The sequence below is a fragment of the Bacillus sp. ISL-4 genome, from assembly GCF_018613275.1.
Taxonomy (GTDB): Bacteria; Bacillota; Bacilli; order Bacillales; family DSM-1321; genus Peribacillus; species Peribacillus simplex_E.
This window is the reverse complement of the sequence record NZ_JAGGQN010000022.1, coordinates 1-20,853: the sequence shown is the minus strand read 5'-3', so window position 1 is coordinate 20,853 and position 20,853 is coordinate 1. Positions and strand designations below refer to the sequence as shown.

The following is a 20,853-nucleotide window of genomic DNA, read 5'->3' as shown; positions in this document are numbered from 1 at the left end:
ATAGTATTAAAGAGAAATAAAAAACAAGTGAGGTAATTTAATGGATTGGCATCAAATCAATTATTTCCAAAAAGTTGCAAGTGTTCAACATATCACTCGTGCAGCAGAACAATTATCCATTTCCCAGCCTGCGCTCAGTCGGTCCATTTCAAAACTTGAAGACGAATTAGGTGTACAGCTTTTTGATAGAAAAGGCCGGAATATATATTTGAATCGATATGGAAAGATGTTCTTAAACCGTGTGGAGCAATCAATTAAACAAATTGAAATTGGTAAACAGGAAATATGGGATGAAATCCATCCCGATCATGGCACGATTTCCTTGTCCTTTTTGCCCTCTCTTGGGATACATGTCGTTCCTTCCCGACATAATAAGTTCATTTCAAAAAATGCATCCGAATATCAAGTTTCAATTAACTCAAGCCTCGAATCGGCAAATTATAGAGCAATTAAAATCAAGAAAGGTCGATTTGGCTCTAACCTCACTGCTCCATGAGGATAAAGAGGTGAACTGTCAGCCACTCTTAACCGAAGAGTTATTTTTGGCCGTATCTTTCGATCATCACTTAGCATCTTGGAATGCTCTTGACTTAAATATGGTTAAAGATGAACCATTCATCTCTTTTAAAAATGATAATGTACTTCAGACCATTATTAATGATTTATGCAAAAAAGCCGGTTTTTCGCCGGATGTTGTATTTGAAGGCGATGATATTGGGACGGTATCCGGGTTAGTCGGTGCAAAATTAGGCGTTTCTTTAATACCTGAATTACATGTTTTGGACAGAAGCAAAGTGAAGCTTATACGTATCAGCAACCCCATCTGCAAAAGGGAAATTGGAATGGCTTGGCTACAAGATGCCTACTTGTCGCCTGTTGCCGGGAGATTCATTCAGTATATAAATCGCTTTTTCAAAAACGACTAAAGGGGTAGCCATAAAAAATGACTTACATGAAGCGTGGGACAAAAGAATTTAAAAAGGTAAACTTTGCTTTATTTGCAGGTGGATTCTGTACCTTTGCCATACTTTGGGGAACACAGCCCCTCCTACCTGAAATCGCAAAGGAATTTCAAATATCACCGGCGGTTTCAAGTTTGAGTCAAACATCCACTACGATTACATTGGCCATTAGCCTATTGATCGCTGGCACATTATCAGAGATTTATGGGCGGAAGCGAGTTATGACCATATCTTTGGTAGCATCATCCATGCTTGCGGTATTAACAGGGTTCATGCCGAATCTTGATTTGCTGATTACTTGCAGAATATTACTGGGCATAACGTTAGCAGGGCTTCCAGCGGTAGCGATGGCATATTTAGGAGAAGAAATCGACCCTAAAAGTTTAGGAATGGCCATTGGTTTATATATAAGCGGAAATTCATTTGGAGGAATGGCAGGGCGGATCATTAGCGGGATATTGACTGATTATTTTGGTTGGCGCATCGCATTAACCGGGATAGGCATCGTTAGTTTTGCTGCGACTTTTATCTTTTGGTCATTCCTCCCTCAATCAACCAATTTTAAAGTGCAAACCTTTAACGTAAAACAATTTGGGCTTGGTTTGTTCAGCCATTTTAAAACACCCAGTCTCATTCATCTTTTTCTAATTGGTTTTTTATTGTCGGCTGGCTTTGTTTCTTTATATAACTACATTGGGTTTCAGCTCATTAACCCGCCCTATTCACTTAGTCAAACCTTAGTTGGATTTATCTTCATCGTCTATATTGTTGGTACAATCAGTTCTACATGGATGGGAATGTTAGCAGATCATTACGGTAAAGGCAGGATGTTACAGGTATCCATCATTATATTGATGTTGGGGGTTTGCATCACATTGGACCTCAATCTATGGATAAAAATTTTCGGAATCGCCATCTTTACTTTCGGTTTTTTCGCCAGCCATTCCATAGCTAGCAGCTGGGTTGGCAGATTGGCCGCTCAAAATAAAGCCCAAGCATCTTCATTATATTTATTTTCCTATTATTTTGGGGGAAGTATTGCAGGAACGGCAAGCGGTACATTTTATAGTAATTTTGGGTGGATTGGCATTGTCATCATGATCGCTGTTCTTTCAACAATTTCTCTCTTGATTTCAATTCATTTAGGAATGATTTCTTCACGAATAATAAAGGTGTTGAAAATACAATAAAGCAGTTTAAAGAATGTAATAGTTACTCCCAACAATGAGAAGATTTTTGTTGGGAGTTTTTTTGTATACATAAAAAAACAAAAAATTTTTCAATTGACTTTTTGAAAAAAATAAAATAAAATTCAAAGTACTTCATTTAAACTACTTTAATTAGAGTGGTTTAAATGAAGTACTATACTATTAAATCAAAAGGATGGATTCAACATATGAAATTTACTGCATTCTTAAAAACAAGAGGTGCATCTGCGGCAATCTTTATGGGGATTTTCTATGCAATTGCCATGCTAGGCATCTTCTTGCCTGGGTATACAGCCATACCAGGAAATGTCGATAAATTACCTATCGCCATCATCAATGATGATGCCGGGGAAAATGGTGCGATGATTGCCGATCAGTTAAAAGAAAATTTACCCTTTAAAGAAATAGAGACGGATATAACCAATAAACAAGCCTTAAAAGATTTGGAGCACAATGATTTAGCATTAGTCGTACACATCCCGAAAACCTTCTCTGAAAATATGCAAAAAGGTGAAGCGTCATCAAGCATTGACTTTACAATCAATGAGGCAGGGGCAACAGTCGTTTCTTCTACCATGAATTCTGTCGTAACTGAAATTAACAATCAGTTAAGCACACAATTCTCACAACAAACGGCCCAGGGCGTATTGATGAACTTTAATGTACCGGAAAAGCAAGCCGCTGAATTAGCGGAAAAGATTGAGAAATCCTATGTAGGAAATGTGGTTACAATCAACGAAATACCAGATGGCATGAATAACAATATGCTGCCTATGTTCTTGACAATGGCCGGTTATGTCGGGGCGATGATCGGGGCGATGCAAATAGTGGGTGCATTTAGAGCCAGCCGGGGAAAAGCTAGTAAAACACGTTTATTCGTTTATGTGCAATTAACTGCGTTATTGATTGCAGTGGTTTCATCACTCATCGCTGTAGGTGTAGCGTATTTAATTGACAAGCCAAGCGGTGACCTATTCTTCGGTATAGTGGGTCAACAAATACTAAACTATATGGTATGTTTTAACTTCACCGCGATTTTAATCTTCTTATTGGGTGAAGGCGGCATGATTTTAAACCTGCCAATCTTATTAATGCAAACAATCGCAAATGGTGCCACCATCTCACGTGATATGATGCATTTACCATATGAATGGATGAGCCACATTTCCCCGATGTACTACTCGGTGCAAGCGTACTTTGCAAACCTATATGGCAGCATCAGTCCAAGTCCGTATATTTGGTCAATGGCTGCGGTTGGCGCCGTTGCGATGGTAATTAACATGGCTATTGTCGCGTTTATACAAAAACCGATGCCAGGACAGGTTTCTGAAACAGAAGTTGAAAAGAAAGCGGCTGAAATCACAGCTTAAGTTTTGCTACAATAAGGAGATAATACTTCTTAAAGGAGCGGAGAAAATGTCCATCCAAATTTTTATATTGAGCAAGCTGATGGAGGATAAAAACTATCCTTATAAATTAAAAAAGCAGCTTTCAGAACCCATTCCATTGGATCGCCTAGGCGGGTTAACTGAAAGTAAACTGTACTACCATTTCGAATCATTGGTAAAACAAGGTTTAGTCGAACCAGTTGAAGTGATAAAAGAAGAACATCGGCCTGATAAACAAGTATTTGCGATTACGGATAAGGGCCGCGAAGAACTCCCCAAAAAGATCTATAAATTATTTGAAAGTGCGGATGAAATCAGGGATATGATTGTTTGTTTAGCCAACATCAAATATGTAGATCGGGACAAAGTAGTAGATATACTGGAAAAAAAGGTAAAGAACATCAAGGATATTTGGGAACAGCTCGGTACTTTTGAGCTAGATCAAGTAGGCAAAGAAAACGAGAATATTGGTGAATTTCTGAATGGTTATCTTTCGACCAAAGCAGATCACACAATATATTGGTTTGAAGAGTTAATTAAAAGGATCAAGGCTAAGGAATTGTAAAGTTACTTGGCGGTACTACAACGAATACGGCGAAATTAGTCCATTCATATAACCAATAATAAAAAAACTTGCTCGGAATGAGCAAGTACAGACTGTAGACAAATTCGAAGAAAGCGCGAGTTTGCCTACAGTTTTTTTCTTTAAAAAACGTTCCAGTTGATTTCAGAAATCCACTCCCTTTCCGCCGACTGTCTGCCAAGCCTCCTCGACGCAACGTCTGTGGGGTCTCGGCAAGCCAGTTATTCGGCAGGAGTGTCGCAAATTTCTTCAATCCAATGAGGGTTCATCCATATAAAAAAGTAAAAAAACATGAAGGATAACCAAGTCTTCTTTAAAATCATGGTTCGGGATGAGACCATTCCGAACCCCCTTTTGTTTACAAACTGAATTTGCTCGGAATGAGCAAGTAACCAATACCTACTTGATAGTTTTTAGAGCATGAACTGTATTAACGTATCATCCACTTAGTCCATACCAAAAATTTTCCCATATATTCTGAATTCTAGGTTCCATGTTCTCTTTTCCATAATAAGAGAATTCCATGAACACCCCATCAATCAAACAGAGATAGGACATGATTAAGTTCTCGATTTTCACTTGGCGTATTTCTTTTTTGTCAATTCCTTCTAAAAAGATATCATGTAATAGAGAGGAAAATGATTTTTCAGATCTAAGGAATTTATCATTTAATATGTGCTTCAAATGCTCCGGCGGAAAGATCATCGCTCTCTTTAAAAAAGTTGCTTTATCTTCATGGTTTTTATAATAGTTACAAGTATCAAGAAGGATGTGCTTTAACTTTTCTTCAGAAGAGAGTGTATTTATTTCTTCGACAAATTGTTCGACCTGATGTATATGCTCTTCGAGAATTTCTTCAAACAGACACAAGAAAAGGTCATCCTTATTTTTGAAATGGTTATAGATTGAGGGTTTTTGTATACCTACCCTCTTGGCAATTTCCGATAAAGCGGTTCCCTCGTATCCGTACTTAGTAAAAAGTGTTAAGGAAATGTTTTTAATTTCATTTTTTGTCATAATGAGCCCCCAAACTATCTAACGTTAGTTAATATCATTATAAACTCATTTCCTTTTTTAAACTAAATATTTGATACCTCTGTTCCTCTAAAAGATAAGAGAATTAGAATATGCTGGATAAAGAAGATTCTTCGCTTTTAAACACAACTTTCCCATCGTTTATTGTAAGTTCCACTTTAGTTTTGAGCACTTCATTTTCAGGAATATCAAAAAGATTTCTGTCTAAAACCACAAGATCAGCAAGTTTTCCCGCTTCTATTGTACCTAGCTCGTGCTCTCTAAAACATCCATAGGCTGAGCCATATGTATATGCTTGCAATGCCTCTGCCAAAGTGAGCTTTTGTTCAGAATACCATGTGTTTTTTGGATCTCCACTACTATCAACTCTTGTAATTGCCGTATATATTTGGCGCATTGGATTTAATGAGATAGAGACCGGGAAATCCGTTCCTAAAGCTAAGGCTGCACCTGAATTTAAAAGCGACTTCGTCAGGAAAACATTTTTTTCCCTTTCAGGACCTATAATTGAAGAATATACCTCTCTTGATGAAGCGGCCATGTGATCAGGTTGCATGGAGGCAATGACTCCTAGTTTTGAAAAACGTTCAATGTCATCCTGATCGATTACTTCAATATGCTCTATTGTATGCCTTGAGTCCCTTTTTCCATTTTTACGTACAGCTTTTTCAAAAGCGTCTAAAGCCAATCGAATTGCCCCATCTCCAATAGCGTGAAACCTGATTCTGAATCCAAGTTCATCTGCTTTAACAACTCGATCAATCAATACTTCTGGATCTATAGCTGGATGACCACAGATATCCAATTGATCGGAGTAAGGTTTTAGGAAGTAAGCTGTATGACCCGTGACTGTTCCATCAACAAACTGCTTTAATCCTGAGAATTGAAGTTTCTTTGATTCATATTTATTTCTCAGTATTTGAGCTTTCTCCAAATTGCCATCCAATTCAGGAGTGATATGAAATCTTGTCGTTAATTCCCCTTGCTTATCCAATTTTTCATAAAGGTCATAGTCTTGAATGAAGTCATCTATCGGCGCATACAAATCGTTTACAGAGGTTATTCCATATTGGGATAACAATTGTAAAAACTTTTTTAATATCGTTTCTTTTTTATTTTGTGTTAACCGTAATGCCTCTTTTAAAACGATTTGTTGAGCACCTTCATATAAAATTCCCGTAAGTAAACCATCTTTATCTCTTTCATAACGTCCAAAATCCGGATCAAGTATATCCTCAGTAACTCCTGCTAAATCCATGGCTTTACTGTTTACCCATGTATAATGACCTTCAGCATGAAAAAGAACGACAGGACGATCTGGAATAACAGAGTCGAGTATTTTATAATGGGGTTCTTGTTTATCATGCCAATAACCTGCGTCCCATTGCATCCCTATAATCCATTCATCCTCAGAACAACCTTTAGAAAATTCCAGTACTTTTGCAGCTGCACCTTGGGCTGACCTGGCATCAAATAAATTAATACTATTTAAACTTAGTGCGCTAAACATAATGTGGAGATGAAAGTCATGAAATCCTGGCATAATTAATTGATTTCCATAGTTAAATACTTTTGTAGTACCTCCTATGAAAGGTTCAATCTCCGCTTTTGATCCTACACTCATGATTTTGTCACCTAAGATAGCAATTGCACCAGACGTTGGCTCATGTGTAAGCCCCGTGAAAATGGCATCACTAGAAAGAATAATATCTGCTTTTTTAATAGCCATAATAGTTACCTCTTTTCATTCAAAATAATAAAACAGTAATTGATCATTGCACTAGCTTTACATCGAATTCTTCTTTTTGCTCTTCAAAATTCAGTTCAGGCGGACGTTCCTTAAACATTTTTGTTAAGTACAATAAGTAAATGAACCCTACTGCCATCCAAGTAATTCCTAATACTAAAGAATGGATATCTAACTTTGTCATAAACAATATAGTTATACCGGTGCCTATTAAGGGAAGAAGTAAATATAAAATGATGCTTTTAGGCGATCTCTGCTTCTGTCTCACAAAATAATGGATGAGCACAGAAAGATTAACGAATGTAAAAGCAAACAGGGCTCCAAAGTTAATGAAAGAAGTAGCTGTTGCTATATCCAAAAAAACAGCACTCATGGCTACACAAGCAATGATCAAGATATTGAATATGGGCGTTTGAAATTTTGGGGAAACATATCCGAAAATCCTCTTAGGCAGAACCCTATCTCTCCCCATTGCATATAAAATCCTTGCTCCGCTTCCTCCTGAAGCAATAGCAGAAGCAGTAGCAGATGTCACTACCACAGAAATAAACAAACTATTCAGGAAATTCCCTCCGGTATAAATCATGATATCCACTATAGCTGTATCAGGGTTCTTAAAAGCATTAAAATTCGGGAAAATCGATTGTGCAAAATAGGTAGATGCAACAAATAATAACCCTCCAATTATTGTCGTAGCATAAATAGCCTTAGGAAGTGTTTTTTTGGGATTTTTGGTTTCTTCAGCTAGTGTAGTAACCGCATCAAACCCAAGAAAACTAAAACATAATAGCGGTACAATTGAGAGTAGATGATTAAAATTCACGTCAGAACTAAAAAAAGGATCCTTAGAAAACAACTCCCCGGTACCTTTTCCTGCTAAAAGTCCATTTATGCAAAGCAGGCTGAAAATAATAATAAAAAGAAATTGAAATATTACCAAAAAGGTATTCACATTTGCAGCAACCTTAATCCCAAAAATATTAATGGTTGTCACAGCTATAATAAAAGTAATAATAACTGCAATGATAGGAACACCAGGAAAGTAAGCATTCACCATAATCCCAAAAAGTAAAGCACTGATCATAGGACTGAAAAGATAATCCAATAAAATGACCCATCCTACCAGAAAACCAAGGTGTGAATTAATTCCTTTCTGCACAAAGGTATAAGCTGAACCGGTAGTGGGATATACCTGAACCATTTTTGCGTAACTGTATGAGGTGAATAGCATAACGATTAAGGCAATTATGTATGCCGTCGGAACCATTCCATGGGTACGATCAATAGCGATACCATATGTGCTAAAGACTGTCACAGGCGCCATAAAGGAAAGTCCAAATACAATTACATATCTTGTATTTAGTGAACGCTTAAGCTCGGGTAATCCTTTCATCGCAAAGAGCTACCTCCTTTATTAAATAGTTGAAGTGAATTATCAATTACCTTCTTTCGCACTTAATGCTGCGAGGCTGGCAAATTCATGTACAAGTGTTGCTGCTAAAAGTGAAGTGATTTGACTTGGATCATATGAAGGCAGCACTTCAACCACATCATATCCTATAAAGTTAAATCCAGTTAGGGAACGTATCATTTTTAGTGTTTCAAAGCTGCTAAAACCACCTGCTTCAGGCGTACCTGTTCCCGGAGCAAAAGAGGGATCGACGAAATCTATATCAAATGTTAAGAAACAAGGTGTGTTGCCAATAGTTTTTCTGATTTCTTTTAAAACATCTTCAAATCCACGATTGGAAAGTTCACCAGTTGTAATCAAACGATAACCTAAATCAAGACTTGCCTGTAAATCTCCAGAGTGGTTTAGCGTGCCTCGGATTCCTATTTGAAATACTTTATCCGTCTGCAGCAAACCTTCTTCGTATGCACGAATAAAAGGAGATCCATGCCAATATTTTTCCTCATAATATGTATCCCAAGTATCTGTATGGGAATCAAAATGAATCATGGCTACAGGGCCATATACCTTTGCCGCAGCGCGTAAACTAGCTAAAGTGATAGAATGATCTCCCCCCAATCCAATTGGTATGACTCCTTTAGACATCAATTCATACATGGATTCCTTCATTAAATCATAACTTCGATGAATATTATGAGGAATAACAGGGATATCACCAATATCAATGGCATTCATTTGTTCAAAAGGATATACCTCATGAACAGGATGATAAGGAAACAGGGTCATGGATGCTTGGCGAATGGCTTGAGGAGCAAACCTGGCCCCCACCCGAAAAGAAGCTGCTGTATCAAAAGGCATACCTACAATTGCCAGCTTTGCATCAAGCTTTTGGGAAGGTAAACGCATAAAAGTTCCTGTTGTACAAAACTCTGGCTTTACATCTGGTGTAAGTGGATATTTCATAAGTATCATCTCCTGGTTTTAAATAAAAATCATTTCATACAAATTTTACAAACACAGAGTGTAATCGCTTACAACCTTTAGTTCATTAGCTTACTTTTTATTGATAACACCTACTTTTCGCACTTTATTAACTAACGTTAGTTAGTATTAAACCCAATATAAACATAGTTGTAAAAAAAGTCAAACTATTATTTATTGTCTATCAAATCACCTTTTCATCAAAGTAACCTTATCTTCCAATCCTGCTCTATTAAAGTAAAGCCGCCCATTCTTGTTACACTAACCTTCATTTTTTCCATAACCCTCCTGAACAGGGATTAAAGTTTTTATGTTTGGGGTCATACGTTAAGGTGACAATTTCTAATCCATATCGTTCGGATTCTCTTAATAATTCTCTTACTAACTCAACACCAATACCCATTTTTTGATAATCAGGATGAACAATTATGTCTTCCATATAGCCATGTTCTAACCCCCTGCCTGCAACATAACCAAATGATATAAGTTTATTATTTTCGTTTCTTACTCCTGCCCAAATTGCAACGCTCAAACAATGTAGGGTAATCTTTATCGCGCGTCTTCCCCATCCAACACGCTATCTTAATTCAGGTATTTCATGATTAAATATTGGCATGTTTATTATAACTTTATAATTCATTTAGCTCCCCTTTTCCTTATCTCCATTAGAATTCAACGTACTTATTTCCCTAGGATGAAGTCAAATTCCTTGTTGTTGAATTAACCTGCTTACGTCAGTGAAAGGGCGTTCCTGCTTATTTCAGAAACGCATCCGTTGTGCAAGTCCTTGTATTTTACCCTCCATTCTTTCAATGAATGGGGAAAAATTTCGTGGTGATACTTCTGTTGGATATAGCGTATAAGTGCAGTGACAACTTGTGGACCGGATTCACTGCGTTGGCAACTAAATCATTATATTTATTTCGTTTATATTGTGAATTTATGTGAATTTGTGTTATTTATAAATAATCAACACTTTATTGCAGAGGTAGGTGAAAATATTGTTAGCTCATGAGCGCTATGAAAAAATAGTAGACTTACTGCGAAAAAATAAATCGATAAAAGTGTCTTCTGTTACGAAACTATTTGGCGTTTCCACCGAGACAGTCCGCAGGGATCTAGAACATCTTGAAAAAGAGGGATATTTGCGACGTGTGCGGGGAGGAGCAGTATTGGACGATGTGAATAGTAATGAAATCAATTTCACATTGCGCGAAACAAAACATATTGAGGAAAAGAAGGAAATAGCTGAGATTGCCACACGCTATGTCATGGAAGGACAATCCATCGCACTGGATGTAAGTACAACGAATACGGAATTTGCCAAAGCTTTAAAAAAGAAATTTCAGCGACTTACCATATTAACCAATTCCTTAATTATTGCGAATGAACTTGCAGAAATGCCGCACTATACGATTTTGATGCCGGGGGGAGTGCTGCGGAATGAAGAGTTGTGCATTGTAGGTCAAATCGCAGAGGAGTTTTTCAAAGGATTTCATATCGATGCATTTTTTATGAGTATCAGCGGCATTTCGTTGACGGAAGGACTAACGGATTACGGATTAGGTGAATACCAGGTAAAAATGAAGATGCTAGAGATTTCTCGAAATTGTACTGTTTTAGCAGACAGCAGCAAATTTGATATTGCCTCCTTATTGAAGGTTTGCCAGTTTGATCGGATTGATCGTATTATTTCCGACTCTAAGCTGTCGGAAAAAATATTGAAGAAGTATGAAAAAGAGGGTATAGAGATCGTAAATAAATAGAATCATGCATGTTACGTTGAGGAAAAGCGAATGTTGGCTTTTCCTCTTTTTATTTGGTTAAAGTTGCGAAAATATGGTTTTTTTGTAATGATTTACATTAAAACCAAAATAATTCACTTTAAACTAATGTTCCCTTAATATTTTTTGTGTATATTTATGTGGAAAAGAGGTAATTTGTGACAAAAGTTGTTTTTTTGTGTGGATTAGGAATGACTTATGGTGGTCGACATCAAATCGAAACAATCACTAATGTTAAAAACAAGTAAGTTACACGATGCCTTTTCCAGCTTTAAGAGCAGAGTTAACTACTGAAAAAAATGAAATTAAGGTGGTGATCGAGCGGCGGCATCCATGATATGAATTCACCTATATTACCCAAAATTGAAGGATTTATTATTAACAAAATCAATTAAAATTCCTTAAAATCTGCTTTACTTCAATTTTTCATTAGAAAGTTCTTAATTGAAATCAATAAAGGCATTATATCCAAAAGAGGAGTAGATACCAATGAAAGACGAGCAACTAAAACACGAATCAGAAAAATTGTCGAATCTATCTTTGAAAAAGGAATGGATCGACGCAGTTTTTTGGAAGGTACAACGAAGATTGCTGGGCTTACCCTTGGATTATCGCTAGTAAACTCACTAAATCTTGAGTCAGCTGGAGCAACATCGAAGCTTGGTTTGCATAAAAAACCCGATTTAGTGTTTCCAGTTATTAGTGATGTGCATATTTTGAAGAGTGGGACAACGGATCTGCAAAAGTGGGGCAGCGCATTGCATCAATTGAATGAATTAGTACCAAAACAAGATGCTCTCGTTGTTGTTGGTGATTTAACAGAGAATGGTTACATAGAAGAGTATGATCGATTTATGTCGATTTATGATATCAAAAAACAACCGAAGGCTGTATCTATGATTGCAATCGGAAATCATGACTATTGGAATGGTTTATCAGTAATAGATTCTCAAAAAAGATTTATTGAGAAAACGGGAATGGAGTCAATTTACTACCATAAGGTCGTCAAAGGTTATCATTTCATTGTTCTTGGTACGGAAGATGGTAAAACAGAGGGAACCTTTTCAGTGAAGCAAATTGAATGGTTGGGTGAACAATTAAAGTTAGCAAACGCTGATGATCCAAAAAAACCAATTTTTGTCTTCCATCACCAGCCACTCAAAGGAACCATTTATGGAAGTGAATGGGGCTTCTCTGCAAATAGAGACCTTTTTTACGATACTTTGAAAGAATATCCGCAAATAATCACGTTTTCCGGTCATACACATTATCCATTGGATGAACCAAGAACAATCCATCAAAAGGATTTTACTACACTTGCAACTGCTTCTCTAAAAAATATGTGGGTTGAAGCTGGGTATATTCAAGGAGAATTACCTAAAGGAGCCGAAACTTTTAGCCAAGGTCTAATTGTAGAGGTTCAAGGAGACAAAGTGTTCATTCATCGTCGTGATTTTACTCAAAATGATTGGATAGGCGAACCATGGGTAATTGACTGTCGAGGTAAAAAGAATTCATTTAAATATACAGAAATGAGAGATCTAGTAAAACCTAGTTTCCCGAAAGGGTCAAGCATTTCGATTGTTGATACCACTAGTACTGAGATGAATATCATGTTTAATCAGGCCAATGATAATTCGCTGGTACATTCTTATAAAGTAGTAGCGAAGAACAAACTAACAGGACAAATAGCAAAAGAGTTTCGTGCTTTCTCAGAATTCTACAAAGACCCAGTACCTAATCCATTCGTTCAGCCAGTTAAGGGATTACAGCCTGGTACAAGCTATAGTATCGAAGTATATGCAATTGATTCATTTGGTAATATAAGTGACACATTTTTGAAAATAGATGGCATCACGAAAGCATAGGCCGCTCTCTAATTTAGCTTTAAATTTCAGGAGATTGATAGGATGACATTTTGCTGGAAAACAAACCGTTAAATCGTCGTAGGTTTTTAACATATATGGGAACAGGTGCTGCTGCCACTTCTGGTCTGGGTATTTTAAGTGAGACAACCAAAGCCCAAACTGACAACCTATTACGTTTTAAACCGAAGAAAAAAGGATTTAAATTTTAAGGAGGAAAAACAATGTTGCAAAATATTGGGATACCCGGATTAATATTGATTTTAGTCATTGCCCTCATCATATTTGGACCATCTAAGTTGCCCGAAATTGGACGTGCTTTTGGAAGTACATTAAGAGAGTTTAAAAACTCTACTAAAGATTTAATTTCTTCAGACGAAGAGGAAAAGACGCAATCCAAGTAATTTTGATGAAGATGTAAGCAACAAGCTTGCATCTTCATCTTGTTTTTAGGAAAGGAGAAGTTATATGACTAATCAAGAAATGCTTTTAGTTGAGCACCTCGGAGAACTCAGGAAACGGTTAATCTATACTTTGGTAGCTTTTATCGTTTTCTTATTTGGATCATTCATTTATGTACAGGAAATTTACGCTTTGCTTATCCGTGATTCTCAACCATAATTTAGCTGTATTGGGGCCAAGTGAAATCCTCTGGGTGTATTTTATGATTTCAGGTGTGATCGCGATTGCTCTTACTATTCCGATTGCTGCCCATCAAACATGGCTATTTGTAAAACCGGGACTTTCTGAAAAAGAACGAAAAACGGCCCTATCGTACATTCCTGGATTATTTGTCCTCTTTATTGCCGGCTTATCATTTGGTTATTTTATTGTGTATCCAACCGTACTTTCCTTTCTACTATCCTTGTCTGAAGGACAATTTGAAACGATGTTCACATCTGAAAAATATTTTAAATTCATGATTAACTTGACACTGCCGTTTGGATTTTTATTCGAAATCCCGCTTGTCGTGATGTTCCTCACCTCTCTTGGTGTCATTAATCCTATGATTCTTTCAAAAGCGCGAAAGATATCTTACTTTTTGCTTATCGTTGTGTCTATTTTAATTACACCACCTGATTTGATATCCGATATATTAGTTATCGTACCGCTTTTAGTGTTGTACGAATGCAGTGTTACATTATCAAAAATCATATACCGAAAAAAACTAAAAAAGCAATCGGATAATGTCATTGAATTGAGGAAAACGTCTTAATTAAGGAGGAGGAAGATGAATTGCTGAGTTTATCTAATCTAAATCTGTCAATCATAATTGACAGATTAGAAACTTTTTTCACTCAAATCCAGCAGTTCTCTTCCGATGTTTCTCATGAACTTCGTACTTCCTTTTAAGTCCCGACTCTAGTTTGGTCCATCATTTTTCTTAACCTTGGCGATTATTAGTAATAACAATGGAAGCAGAAACCCGAATGTCAAAGCATAAAATGGCCAGATTTCTGAAATGAATTCATTATAATGGACGATATTAGGTGTCAGAATCAATGTAAAGGAAATAAAAAGGATACCAAACGGAAAAACCAGAGGACGATAATCCTGCAATTTTAACGTTTGTGCCAGGCCTAAAACGGTCACATAAAAAAACAAACTAAATCTAATAAAAATTGTGATGAACCATATTATGGCTAGTATTGCTTCCAGCCGTGTCATGAAATCACCGATATTGATTTTCTTAGCCAACATATAGATTGGATAATTTTGTCTTGCTGTTGACTCTGGACCAAGTACAAGAATGGCTAACATGGTTATAATGATCAAAACACTTCCAGCCAACAATTGACCGACAAAAAGGCTTTTTCTTATTCTGTCTTTTTGACTTACGAAAGGGAGGATCATTAGAATCGCAACCGGTTCTATAAACGGAAAAACAATAAATGGTATAGATCCCCGTATAACCTGTTTCAATCCTGGCTCCCCTACGGGTTGCAGATTTTGAAATTTAATCTCAGGAAGGAGAAGAATTATTAATGTTGATACAAGTAATACAACAAAAGGGAAAAATATTTCCGCGCTTCGGGCCAAAGGTTCCAAACCAAGACGTGCGGCCAGGAGGACGACACTCATAAAAAGAATCATGATCACTTGAATTGGAGTATCAGGCATAATCTGACTTATCATAAAATCCCCAATTTCACTCAAGTAAGTTGCTGTGGTTATAAAAAAGTAGCTAATAAAAAGAAGAGAAACTGCTATTCCCAGCCACTTCCCCAAAATTTTTTGGCTGTATTCCACTAATGTTGAATCAGGATACCTTTTCCTTAAAGCGTCATATAAAAAAATAACCAATAACGGTGCTATTGCCACGCCAATGATACCCGAAACCCAACCATCTTGTTCAGCTTCAGAAGTGACAATGGAGGGTAAAACCAAAATAGAATCACCAAGCGTATATAATATCACTAATATCATTAGTTGACGGCTTCCGATTTTACCTTTCTCGAGCATTTGCATAAATTCCTTTCACGACAAAACGGTAAGTTATATACAAAAGGTATAAAAACATAGAAATGCTTTCTTCTTGCTGGCGCACCCAGCTCATTTATGATTCCATAACCATTATTGACAGAAGAAGAATATAAAAACCCTGTTGAGTATAAGTTATTTTTTGCCAATATGAGCCGCACTCGGCAGTTTGGAAAAGCAGAAAATAATGTGTTTTATTAATACGAAAGAAGATAGTCATGCCATGTTTTTTACATGCCCCCCGTTGATAGACTAACTTAGAGCTTCGTTTTACTTTCCAATAATTCCACATTGCCCGTTTGTTTAAGTAGAATCAACCATCACTCTTGAGCTACCCTGTCCCGTTAGTTCTTAGGCTTTTTACTTGAACATAATAAAAGGCAGTGAGGGATTTCCCCTCACTGCCCCGTTTCTTTATTTTGTTAAAATCTTCGTGTGTCGTTTTCGAAAATTAATTGAATTATTTTCACTAATAAAAGTTGAACCTAAAAGGAGAGTGCCACCTATGATTTGAACAATTGTCATTTTCTCTTGTAAGATTACAGCAGAAATCAGTATAGCTACAAAAGGATCTACATAGCTTAGCATAGCCATACTTTGTCCCTTTAACTTTAGCATACCAGAAAAAAATAACCAAAAGCCAATACCAGTGTTAAGAACTCCTAAGAGTATTATAAAAGGAATGGAAGATCTTGATATTTCCAAGATACCAAATCCCTCAGTGAATATTACATAGGGAAAGAGAAGTAAAGCAGTTGTTCCAAGTTGAATGATTGTAATCTCTAACATGCCCATGTTTTGAATAAATTTATTTAATAACATTAAAGCTGCGTAAAATGCAGCTGCAACTAACCCGAAAAGGATTCCAAGTAGATCATCTTTACCAGAGGCGCCAATGCCGTTTCCAATAATCAATACCATACCTAATATCGCTACACCAATACAAACAACTTTTTTAATTGGTAAAAGCTCCTTAAGTACAAATGGTGAGAGAACCATGACAAATACTGGCGCAAAATAATAACCCAGTGTTGCATTAGCTAGTGTTGTATGATCGTAGGATTGATAAAGAAAAATCCAATTCCCTCCCAATGCAATCGCAGAAAGAAAAAGGGGAGAAGCATTAACTTTCACTAATTTCCATGGAATGGATTTCTTCATAATGAAAAATACAAACACTAAAAATAGACAACCAATTGAACTGCTTAGAAAAGCTGTTTCGCTCGAAGATAAATCAATGTATTTTACAACCAAACCCATTGTACCGAAAATAATCATTGATAATATAAACTGAATTTTAGATTTCATCGTCTACTCCTTCGAATCTGCGAAACAGCTTATATATTTCGCAGATTCTTAATCTGTTTTATATATAAGTGTATATAAAGGAGTAAACGTTGGTGGTGGTGATGTCGAAACGGGCTTTGTAATGTATGGATTTATACATGATATTGGCATAATAAGCCTCCTAATTATTGAAATGTAAGAATTATACATTACAATCTTATTTTTTGAATTGGATATTTTTAAGAATGGATTTTCATTTTTTTCTAAAACCATAATATGTGCAATTAAAGAAGCTACACAGTCCAATTAAACTATGTTCTTGAACTAACCTAATTTCTTGTATCCCTAGCTACCGGGCATTCAATAGCATTTCTGCCCCCTTACTCCACAAGATCTGGGATTTTATTTATCATGTTCCCTGTTTCTTTTTCCTTCAAAATATATGAATGCCGATAGAACAATGATTGCAATTAATACAATGTCAGATATCCAAAATAAGTCCACATCCGTAAAATACTTAACCATACTTATTATAGAAAGCCCGAATAAGAAAATTAGTAAGACAACATCCTTTTTACTTTGTTTCCGTTTTTCAAAGAACAATCCCAGTATTTTCTCAAGAGCTGATCCCATTAAAAAACACCTCCTTAATTTTTCCATTCTAAAGTCCGCCGTCTAAACCGTCAATCTTTATCCCTCTGCTCCAATCACGGGTGACTTTTAATTCATTATCAATGATGGTTATCGTGAGTTCTCCTTCTTTCTTATAAATCTTGGATGAATTCTCGTCATAAACCTTAAATACCGTTGTGTATGTGTAATCCACTGTGCCATCTTCATTTATACTTTGTTCTTCAAGCTTCACACTTTGCACTTCGATGCTTTTCTTGATTTCTTTGGCTACCAGTGCAGGCATAGAATAAAAACGGTTAAGAATTTGGGCATTATATTCATCTTCTGATAAATATCCTTTAATTCTGTCTGCAATTTCATCAAAGGTAGGAGGATTGGCTGGATCCTTAATGGTATATCGTGCAGTATAATAACCTTTAAATAACTTTTCTGCCTCTTCCAATTTGACCGCATCTCCCTCTTTAACAGGACTCCTCTCTGTCATTTCACCGTTTTCTTTGACCACTTCCTTGTTACATGCACCTGTACCTGAAAACACTGCGATTAACAACAAAATGCTAAGAAATTTTTTAATGTCCGCACCCTCATTTCCTTATAAATTTCATTTGTTCAAAAATGAATTTCATTAGTATGACTAGCGTTTAGATGTTCAAAATAAGGTAAGGACGGATCACTGATCATCAGGTAAATAATAAAAAAAGAAAAATATATTGAAATATCAATTTAATTTAGTTATAATACGATACGGTCTTAGTTTTAGCCTGTACTTAATTTTTAGAAAATTTAATAATTTTCCAAAATAGCAAATTTTGGTTTTTTCGGAGGGTTTATTTTGTCTAACAAGGTACCATTTTCATTTATAGTAGTGATTGGGTTAATGTTATTTGCCCTTTTCTTCGGGGCAGGGAATTTAATTTTCCCGCCAATGCTTGGTCAATCGGCAGGTACGAATATCTGGACGGCTAATGCAGGGTTTTTGGTCACAGGAGTAGGATTACCGTTACTTGGTGTGCTGGCACTCGGTTTTTCTGGAAAAGATGACTTACAATCATTAGCGAGCCGCGTCCATCCAGTCTTTGGTATTATATTCACAACTGTTCTTTATTTAGCCATTGGTCCATTATTTGCAATGCCTAGAACAGGAAACGTTTCTTTTGAGATTGGTGTAAAACCTTTTTTACCTGAAGATCCAGGTCCACTGCCTTTACTTATATTCACCATCATCTTTTTTACAGTTTCGTGCCTTCTTTCGCTCAATCCTGCGAAAATTGTCGAAATTGTGGGGAAAATATTAACACCCATCAAGTTGACATTCATAGGAATCCTTGTGGTAGTTGCTTTCGTTAATCCAATTGGAGATTTTCAAGCACCTGCCGAGCACTATATGGTTCAACCATTTTTCAATGGTTTCAGAGAAGGTTATCTAACGATGGATACTCTTGCATCTTTTGTTTTTGGCATCATCATCATTAATGCCATTAAAGAAAGAGGTGCTAAAACAAAGAAACAAATAATGATCGTTTGTGGAAAAGCGACCGCGATTGCGGCCGTTATCCTTGCTACCATTTACACAGCTCTTTCTTATATGGGTGCTTCAAGCGTTGAGAAACTTGGACGCTTGGATAATGGAGGCATTGTCTTGGCAAAAGTCTCGGATTATTACTTTGGAGCATACGGCGGGCTATTATTAGGATTAATGATCACAGTAGCTTGTATAACGACGAGTGTAGGGCTCATTACATCTTGCTCGACATACTTTCATAAGCTATTTCCAAATCTGCCTTACAAAACAATTGCCATAAGTTTATCCATATTCAGTGCAATAATAGCCAATATCGGTCTAACCCAGTTAATTGCCATTTCTGTACCGGTGATGACAGCCATTTATCCATTAGCGATTGTTTTGATTTTCTTGACATTTCTTCATTCTTTATTTAAAGGAAGACCTGAAGTTTATCAAGGCAGCTTACTTTTAACATTCATCGTCAGTTTATTCGATGGATTAAATGGAGCAGGTGTACACATTTCATTCATCAATGATTTCTTCACCGCAATCCTTCCTATGTATGAGGCAGGACTAGGATGGATCATCCCAGCCATTGTCGGAGGATTCATTGGATATGCCAGCAGCGTCTTACGGTCGAAATTCGGTCATAATCACCAAATAGATTAAACGATATAAAATCAGTACAGGAATATTTGACTGTAGGCAAATTCGAGGAAAAGCGAGTTTGCCTACAGTTTTTTTTCTTTTAAAAACGAAACCCGCTCCCATTCCGCCTACTGTCTGCCAAGCCCCATCTTCGCAAGCCAGTTATTCTGCAGGATTCATTCATTCCGTAATTTCTTCAGCAATTGAAAAATCTGCCCCCTATGGTGTGCTTCATGTTCAATCAAATGGTAAACGACCCATTCAGGTGTGACGTCATATTGTTCAAGCACCCTCGGTTTACGCCAATCCGTTAGGTCCATTGTGCGAAAGTTTGAAAGAAATACTTCACGTACCTTATTGAGACGGTAGAAATGTTCTTCCAATGCTTGTCCTTCAATGTGGCTTAGGGAGCCATCTTCAGCACGGCATCCAAATGGAAACAACGCGCGTATTTCCGAATCCCATTCCGTAACAAGGACCTCCTCGTATAACCAATCCGCCTCTATTAGCGCTATATGATATAACAGCGAGCCAATCGTTTGCTTTTCATCGATTTTCGAATCGAGTAAACTTTGACTGATTCCACTCAATTCCGCTATAAGCGTACGGCGAACATCTTCTAAACACCATAACCACCGCCCAATTTCCTCTTCATATCCCGGTAATGCAGATACTAGTAATGCTCTTCTCTCCACCAAGATCATCCTCCTCTTCATGACCGTACATTCTATTTAAAAGTGTTTGTTTCCTTCTTTTAAATGGAAATTACCTTTTAGAGCAGGACAAAAAGGGCAATCTTTTAGATTGCCCTTTCACTTGTTCCTGATTGTTTCGTTTATGTCATCGATATCGTAGATCGAAATTAACTCCCCAAAAAGAGATTAGCTCTCATCTCCTCTGTTATACGCCTGCTTTGTAGATAATCCTGTTCCCGTTCTTGTTCAACCATCATGCGTTGCTCCAATTTTTGAGCATATTGTGCATAGCCGATTCCATGAGCCTGAAACATCGCTTTTTCCATTGCCGACGTGTACGTTAATTCGAGAAAATTAATGAAGAATCAATCCTTCCCATAGTGAATTTCGTACTCATCTTATCATTGTTAGTGATAACTCACAAAGTTGCTATAGCTCTATATTCACTGATAATTCAGACTTTTTAACAGATGTTTCTATCTCCGTGTACATAAACGCCAAATCCCTCCATCTTCCTCTAATTTCCTTTTTTCATTTACAAAACGACCAGGTTGAAGACAAATTAAAAGTCCCATTAACAAACCTGTTTGTTGTTAATGGGACTGAATATTTATTTATATGAACCGAAAATTTCCTTTGCC

Annotated in this window: 19 protein-coding genes and 2 pseudogenes; 10 read left to right on the top strand and 11 right to left on the bottom strand. The window is 36.7% G+C overall.

All coding sequences use genetic code 11. From position 1 onward, the window contains the following. The first annotated feature begins 40 nt into the window (after nt 1-40). The 4 genes and pseudogenes from J7J00_RS28905 to J7J00_RS17020 all read left to right on the top strand — a co-directional run bounded on the left by J7J00_RS28905 (nt 41) and on the right by J7J00_RS17020 (nt 4,123). Nucleotides 41-926, top strand: a pseudogene (locus tag J7J00_RS28905) (LysR family transcriptional regulator). A gap of 17 nt (nt 927-943) precedes the next feature. Next, the gene (locus tag J7J00_RS17030) at nt 944-2,152 is read left to right on the top strand and encodes an MFS transporter (protein ID WP_214792557.1); all 1,209 of its coding nucleotides are present in this window, start codon (nt 944-946) and stop codon (nt 2,150-2,152) included. Between the two features lie 206 nt (nt 2,153-2,358). Next, nucleotides 2,359-3,540 carry a YhgE/Pip domain-containing protein gene (locus J7J00_RS17025; RefSeq protein WP_214792554.1) on the top strand — a complete coding sequence of 394 codons (1,182 nt, stop codon included), beginning with the start codon at nt 2,359-2,361 and terminating at the stop codon, nt 3,538-3,540. A gap of 46 nt (nt 3,541-3,586) precedes the next feature. Beyond that, on the top strand, nt 3,587-4,123 hold the full coding sequence (locus J7J00_RS17020) for a PadR family transcriptional regulator (protein WP_214792551.1): 537 nt from the start codon (nt 3,587-3,589) through the stop codon (nt 4,121-4,123). 456 nt (nt 4,124-4,579) lie between these two features. Here the strand turns inward: J7J00_RS17020 and J7J00_RS17015 are convergent, their stop codons facing one another. The 5 genes from J7J00_RS17015 to J7J00_RS16995 form a co-directional block, all read right to left on the bottom strand. After that, nucleotides 4,580-5,158 (bottom strand): TetR/AcrR family transcriptional regulator, encoded by a 579-nt coding sequence (locus J7J00_RS17015; protein ID WP_214792548.1) that lies wholly within the window; start codon nt 5,156-5,158, stop codon nt 4,580-4,582. Nucleotides 5,159-5,261: 103 nt separating this feature from the next. Next, nucleotides 5,262-6,905 (bottom strand): amidohydrolase, encoded by a 1,644-nt coding sequence (locus J7J00_RS17010; RefSeq protein WP_214792545.1) that lies wholly within the window; start codon nt 6,903-6,905, stop codon nt 5,262-5,264. Between the two features lie 43 nt (nt 6,906-6,948). After that, complete coding sequence (locus tag J7J00_RS17005; protein WP_214792542.1) at nt 6,949-8,316, bottom strand: APC family permease; 1,368 nt, start codon at nt 8,314-8,316, stop codon at nt 6,949-6,951. 42 nt (nt 8,317-8,358) lie between these two features. Then, entirely contained in the window at nt 8,359-9,297 is a 939-nt protein-coding gene (speB, locus tag J7J00_RS17000) for an agmatinase (RefSeq protein WP_214792539.1), read from the bottom strand. A gap of 286 nt (nt 9,298-9,583) precedes the next feature. Further along, nucleotides 9,584-9,847, bottom strand: a complete 264-nt coding sequence (locus J7J00_RS16995; RefSeq protein ID WP_286201424.1) for a GNAT family N-acetyltransferase — start codon at nt 9,845-9,847, stop codon at nt 9,584-9,586. Between the two features lie 469 nt (nt 9,848-10,316). Here J7J00_RS16995 and J7J00_RS16990 point away from each other — a divergent pair, with 469 nt between their 5' ends. The 5 genes and pseudogenes from J7J00_RS16990 to tatC all read left to right on the top strand — a co-directional run bounded on the left by J7J00_RS16990 (nt 10,317) and on the right by tatC (nt 14,180). Next, entirely contained in the window at nt 10,317-11,081 is a 765-nt protein-coding gene (locus J7J00_RS16990) for a DeoR/GlpR family DNA-binding transcription regulator (protein WP_144529969.1), read from the top strand. 587 nt (nt 11,082-11,668) lie between these two features. Then, the gene (locus J7J00_RS16985) at nt 11,669-12,967 is read left to right on the top strand and encodes a metallophosphoesterase (protein ID WP_286201423.1); all 1,299 of its coding nucleotides are present in this window, start codon (nt 11,669-11,671) and stop codon (nt 12,965-12,967) included. A 50-nt stretch (nt 12,968-13,017) separates the two neighbouring features. Further along, nucleotides 13,018-13,176 carry a hypothetical protein gene (locus J7J00_RS16980; RefSeq protein WP_214792534.1) on the top strand — a complete coding sequence of 53 codons (159 nt, stop codon included), beginning with the start codon at nt 13,018-13,020 and terminating at the stop codon, nt 13,174-13,176. A 12-nt stretch (nt 13,177-13,188) separates the two neighbouring features. After that, entirely contained in the window at nt 13,189-13,368 is a 180-nt protein-coding gene (locus tag J7J00_RS16975; RefSeq protein ID WP_144529971.1) for a twin-arginine translocase TatA/TatE family subunit, read from the top strand. 64 nt (nt 13,369-13,432) lie between these two features. Further along, nucleotides 13,433-14,180: pseudogene (gene tatC, locus J7J00_RS16970) on the top strand (twin-arginine translocase subunit TatC). A 146-nt stretch (nt 14,181-14,326) separates the two neighbouring features. Here the strand turns inward: tatC and J7J00_RS16965 are convergent. The 4 genes from J7J00_RS16965 to J7J00_RS16950 all read right to left on the bottom strand — a co-directional run bounded on the left by J7J00_RS16965 (nt 14,327) and on the right by J7J00_RS16950 (nt 17,915). After that, complete coding sequence (locus J7J00_RS16965; protein WP_214792532.1) at nt 14,327-15,427, bottom strand: GerAB/ArcD/ProY family transporter; 1,101 nt, start codon at nt 15,425-15,427, stop codon at nt 14,327-14,329. A gap of 432 nt (nt 15,428-15,859) precedes the next feature. Further along, a complete protein-coding gene (locus tag J7J00_RS16960) occupies nt 15,860-16,753 on the bottom strand; it encodes a DMT family transporter (protein WP_214792529.1) in 894 nt (297 codons plus the stop codon). A gap of 381 nt (nt 16,754-17,134) precedes the next feature. Beyond that, nucleotides 17,135-17,365: a hypothetical protein gene (locus J7J00_RS16955; RefSeq protein ID WP_214792526.1), complete on the bottom strand. Its 231-nt coding sequence runs from the start codon at nt 17,363-17,365 to the stop codon at nt 17,135-17,137. 28 nt (nt 17,366-17,393) lie between these two features. After that, a complete protein-coding gene (locus J7J00_RS16950) occupies nt 17,394-17,915 on the bottom strand; it encodes a hypothetical protein (protein WP_214792523.1) in 522 nt (173 codons plus the stop codon). 282 nt (nt 17,916-18,197) lie between these two features. On the opposite strand from J7J00_RS16950, the gene brnQ reads away from it, so the two are divergent. Next, nucleotides 18,198-19,538 (top strand): branched-chain amino acid transport system II carrier protein, encoded by a 1,341-nt coding sequence (gene brnQ / locus J7J00_RS16945; protein ID WP_214792520.1) that lies wholly within the window; start codon nt 18,198-18,200, stop codon nt 19,536-19,538. A 155-nt stretch (nt 19,539-19,693) separates the two neighbouring features. Here the strand turns inward: brnQ and J7J00_RS16940 are convergent, their stop codons facing one another. Both J7J00_RS16940 and J7J00_RS16935 read right to left on the bottom strand, forming a co-directional pair. Continuing rightward, complete coding sequence (locus J7J00_RS16940; RefSeq protein WP_286201427.1) at nt 19,694-20,221, bottom strand: DinB family protein; 528 nt, start codon at nt 20,219-20,221, stop codon at nt 19,694-19,696. 158 nt (nt 20,222-20,379) lie between these two features. Then, nucleotides 20,380-20,538 (bottom strand): YuzK family famiily protein, encoded by a 159-nt coding sequence (locus J7J00_RS16935; protein ID WP_214792514.1) that lies wholly within the window; start codon nt 20,536-20,538, stop codon nt 20,380-20,382. Nucleotides 20,539-20,853: the final 315 nt, after the last annotated feature.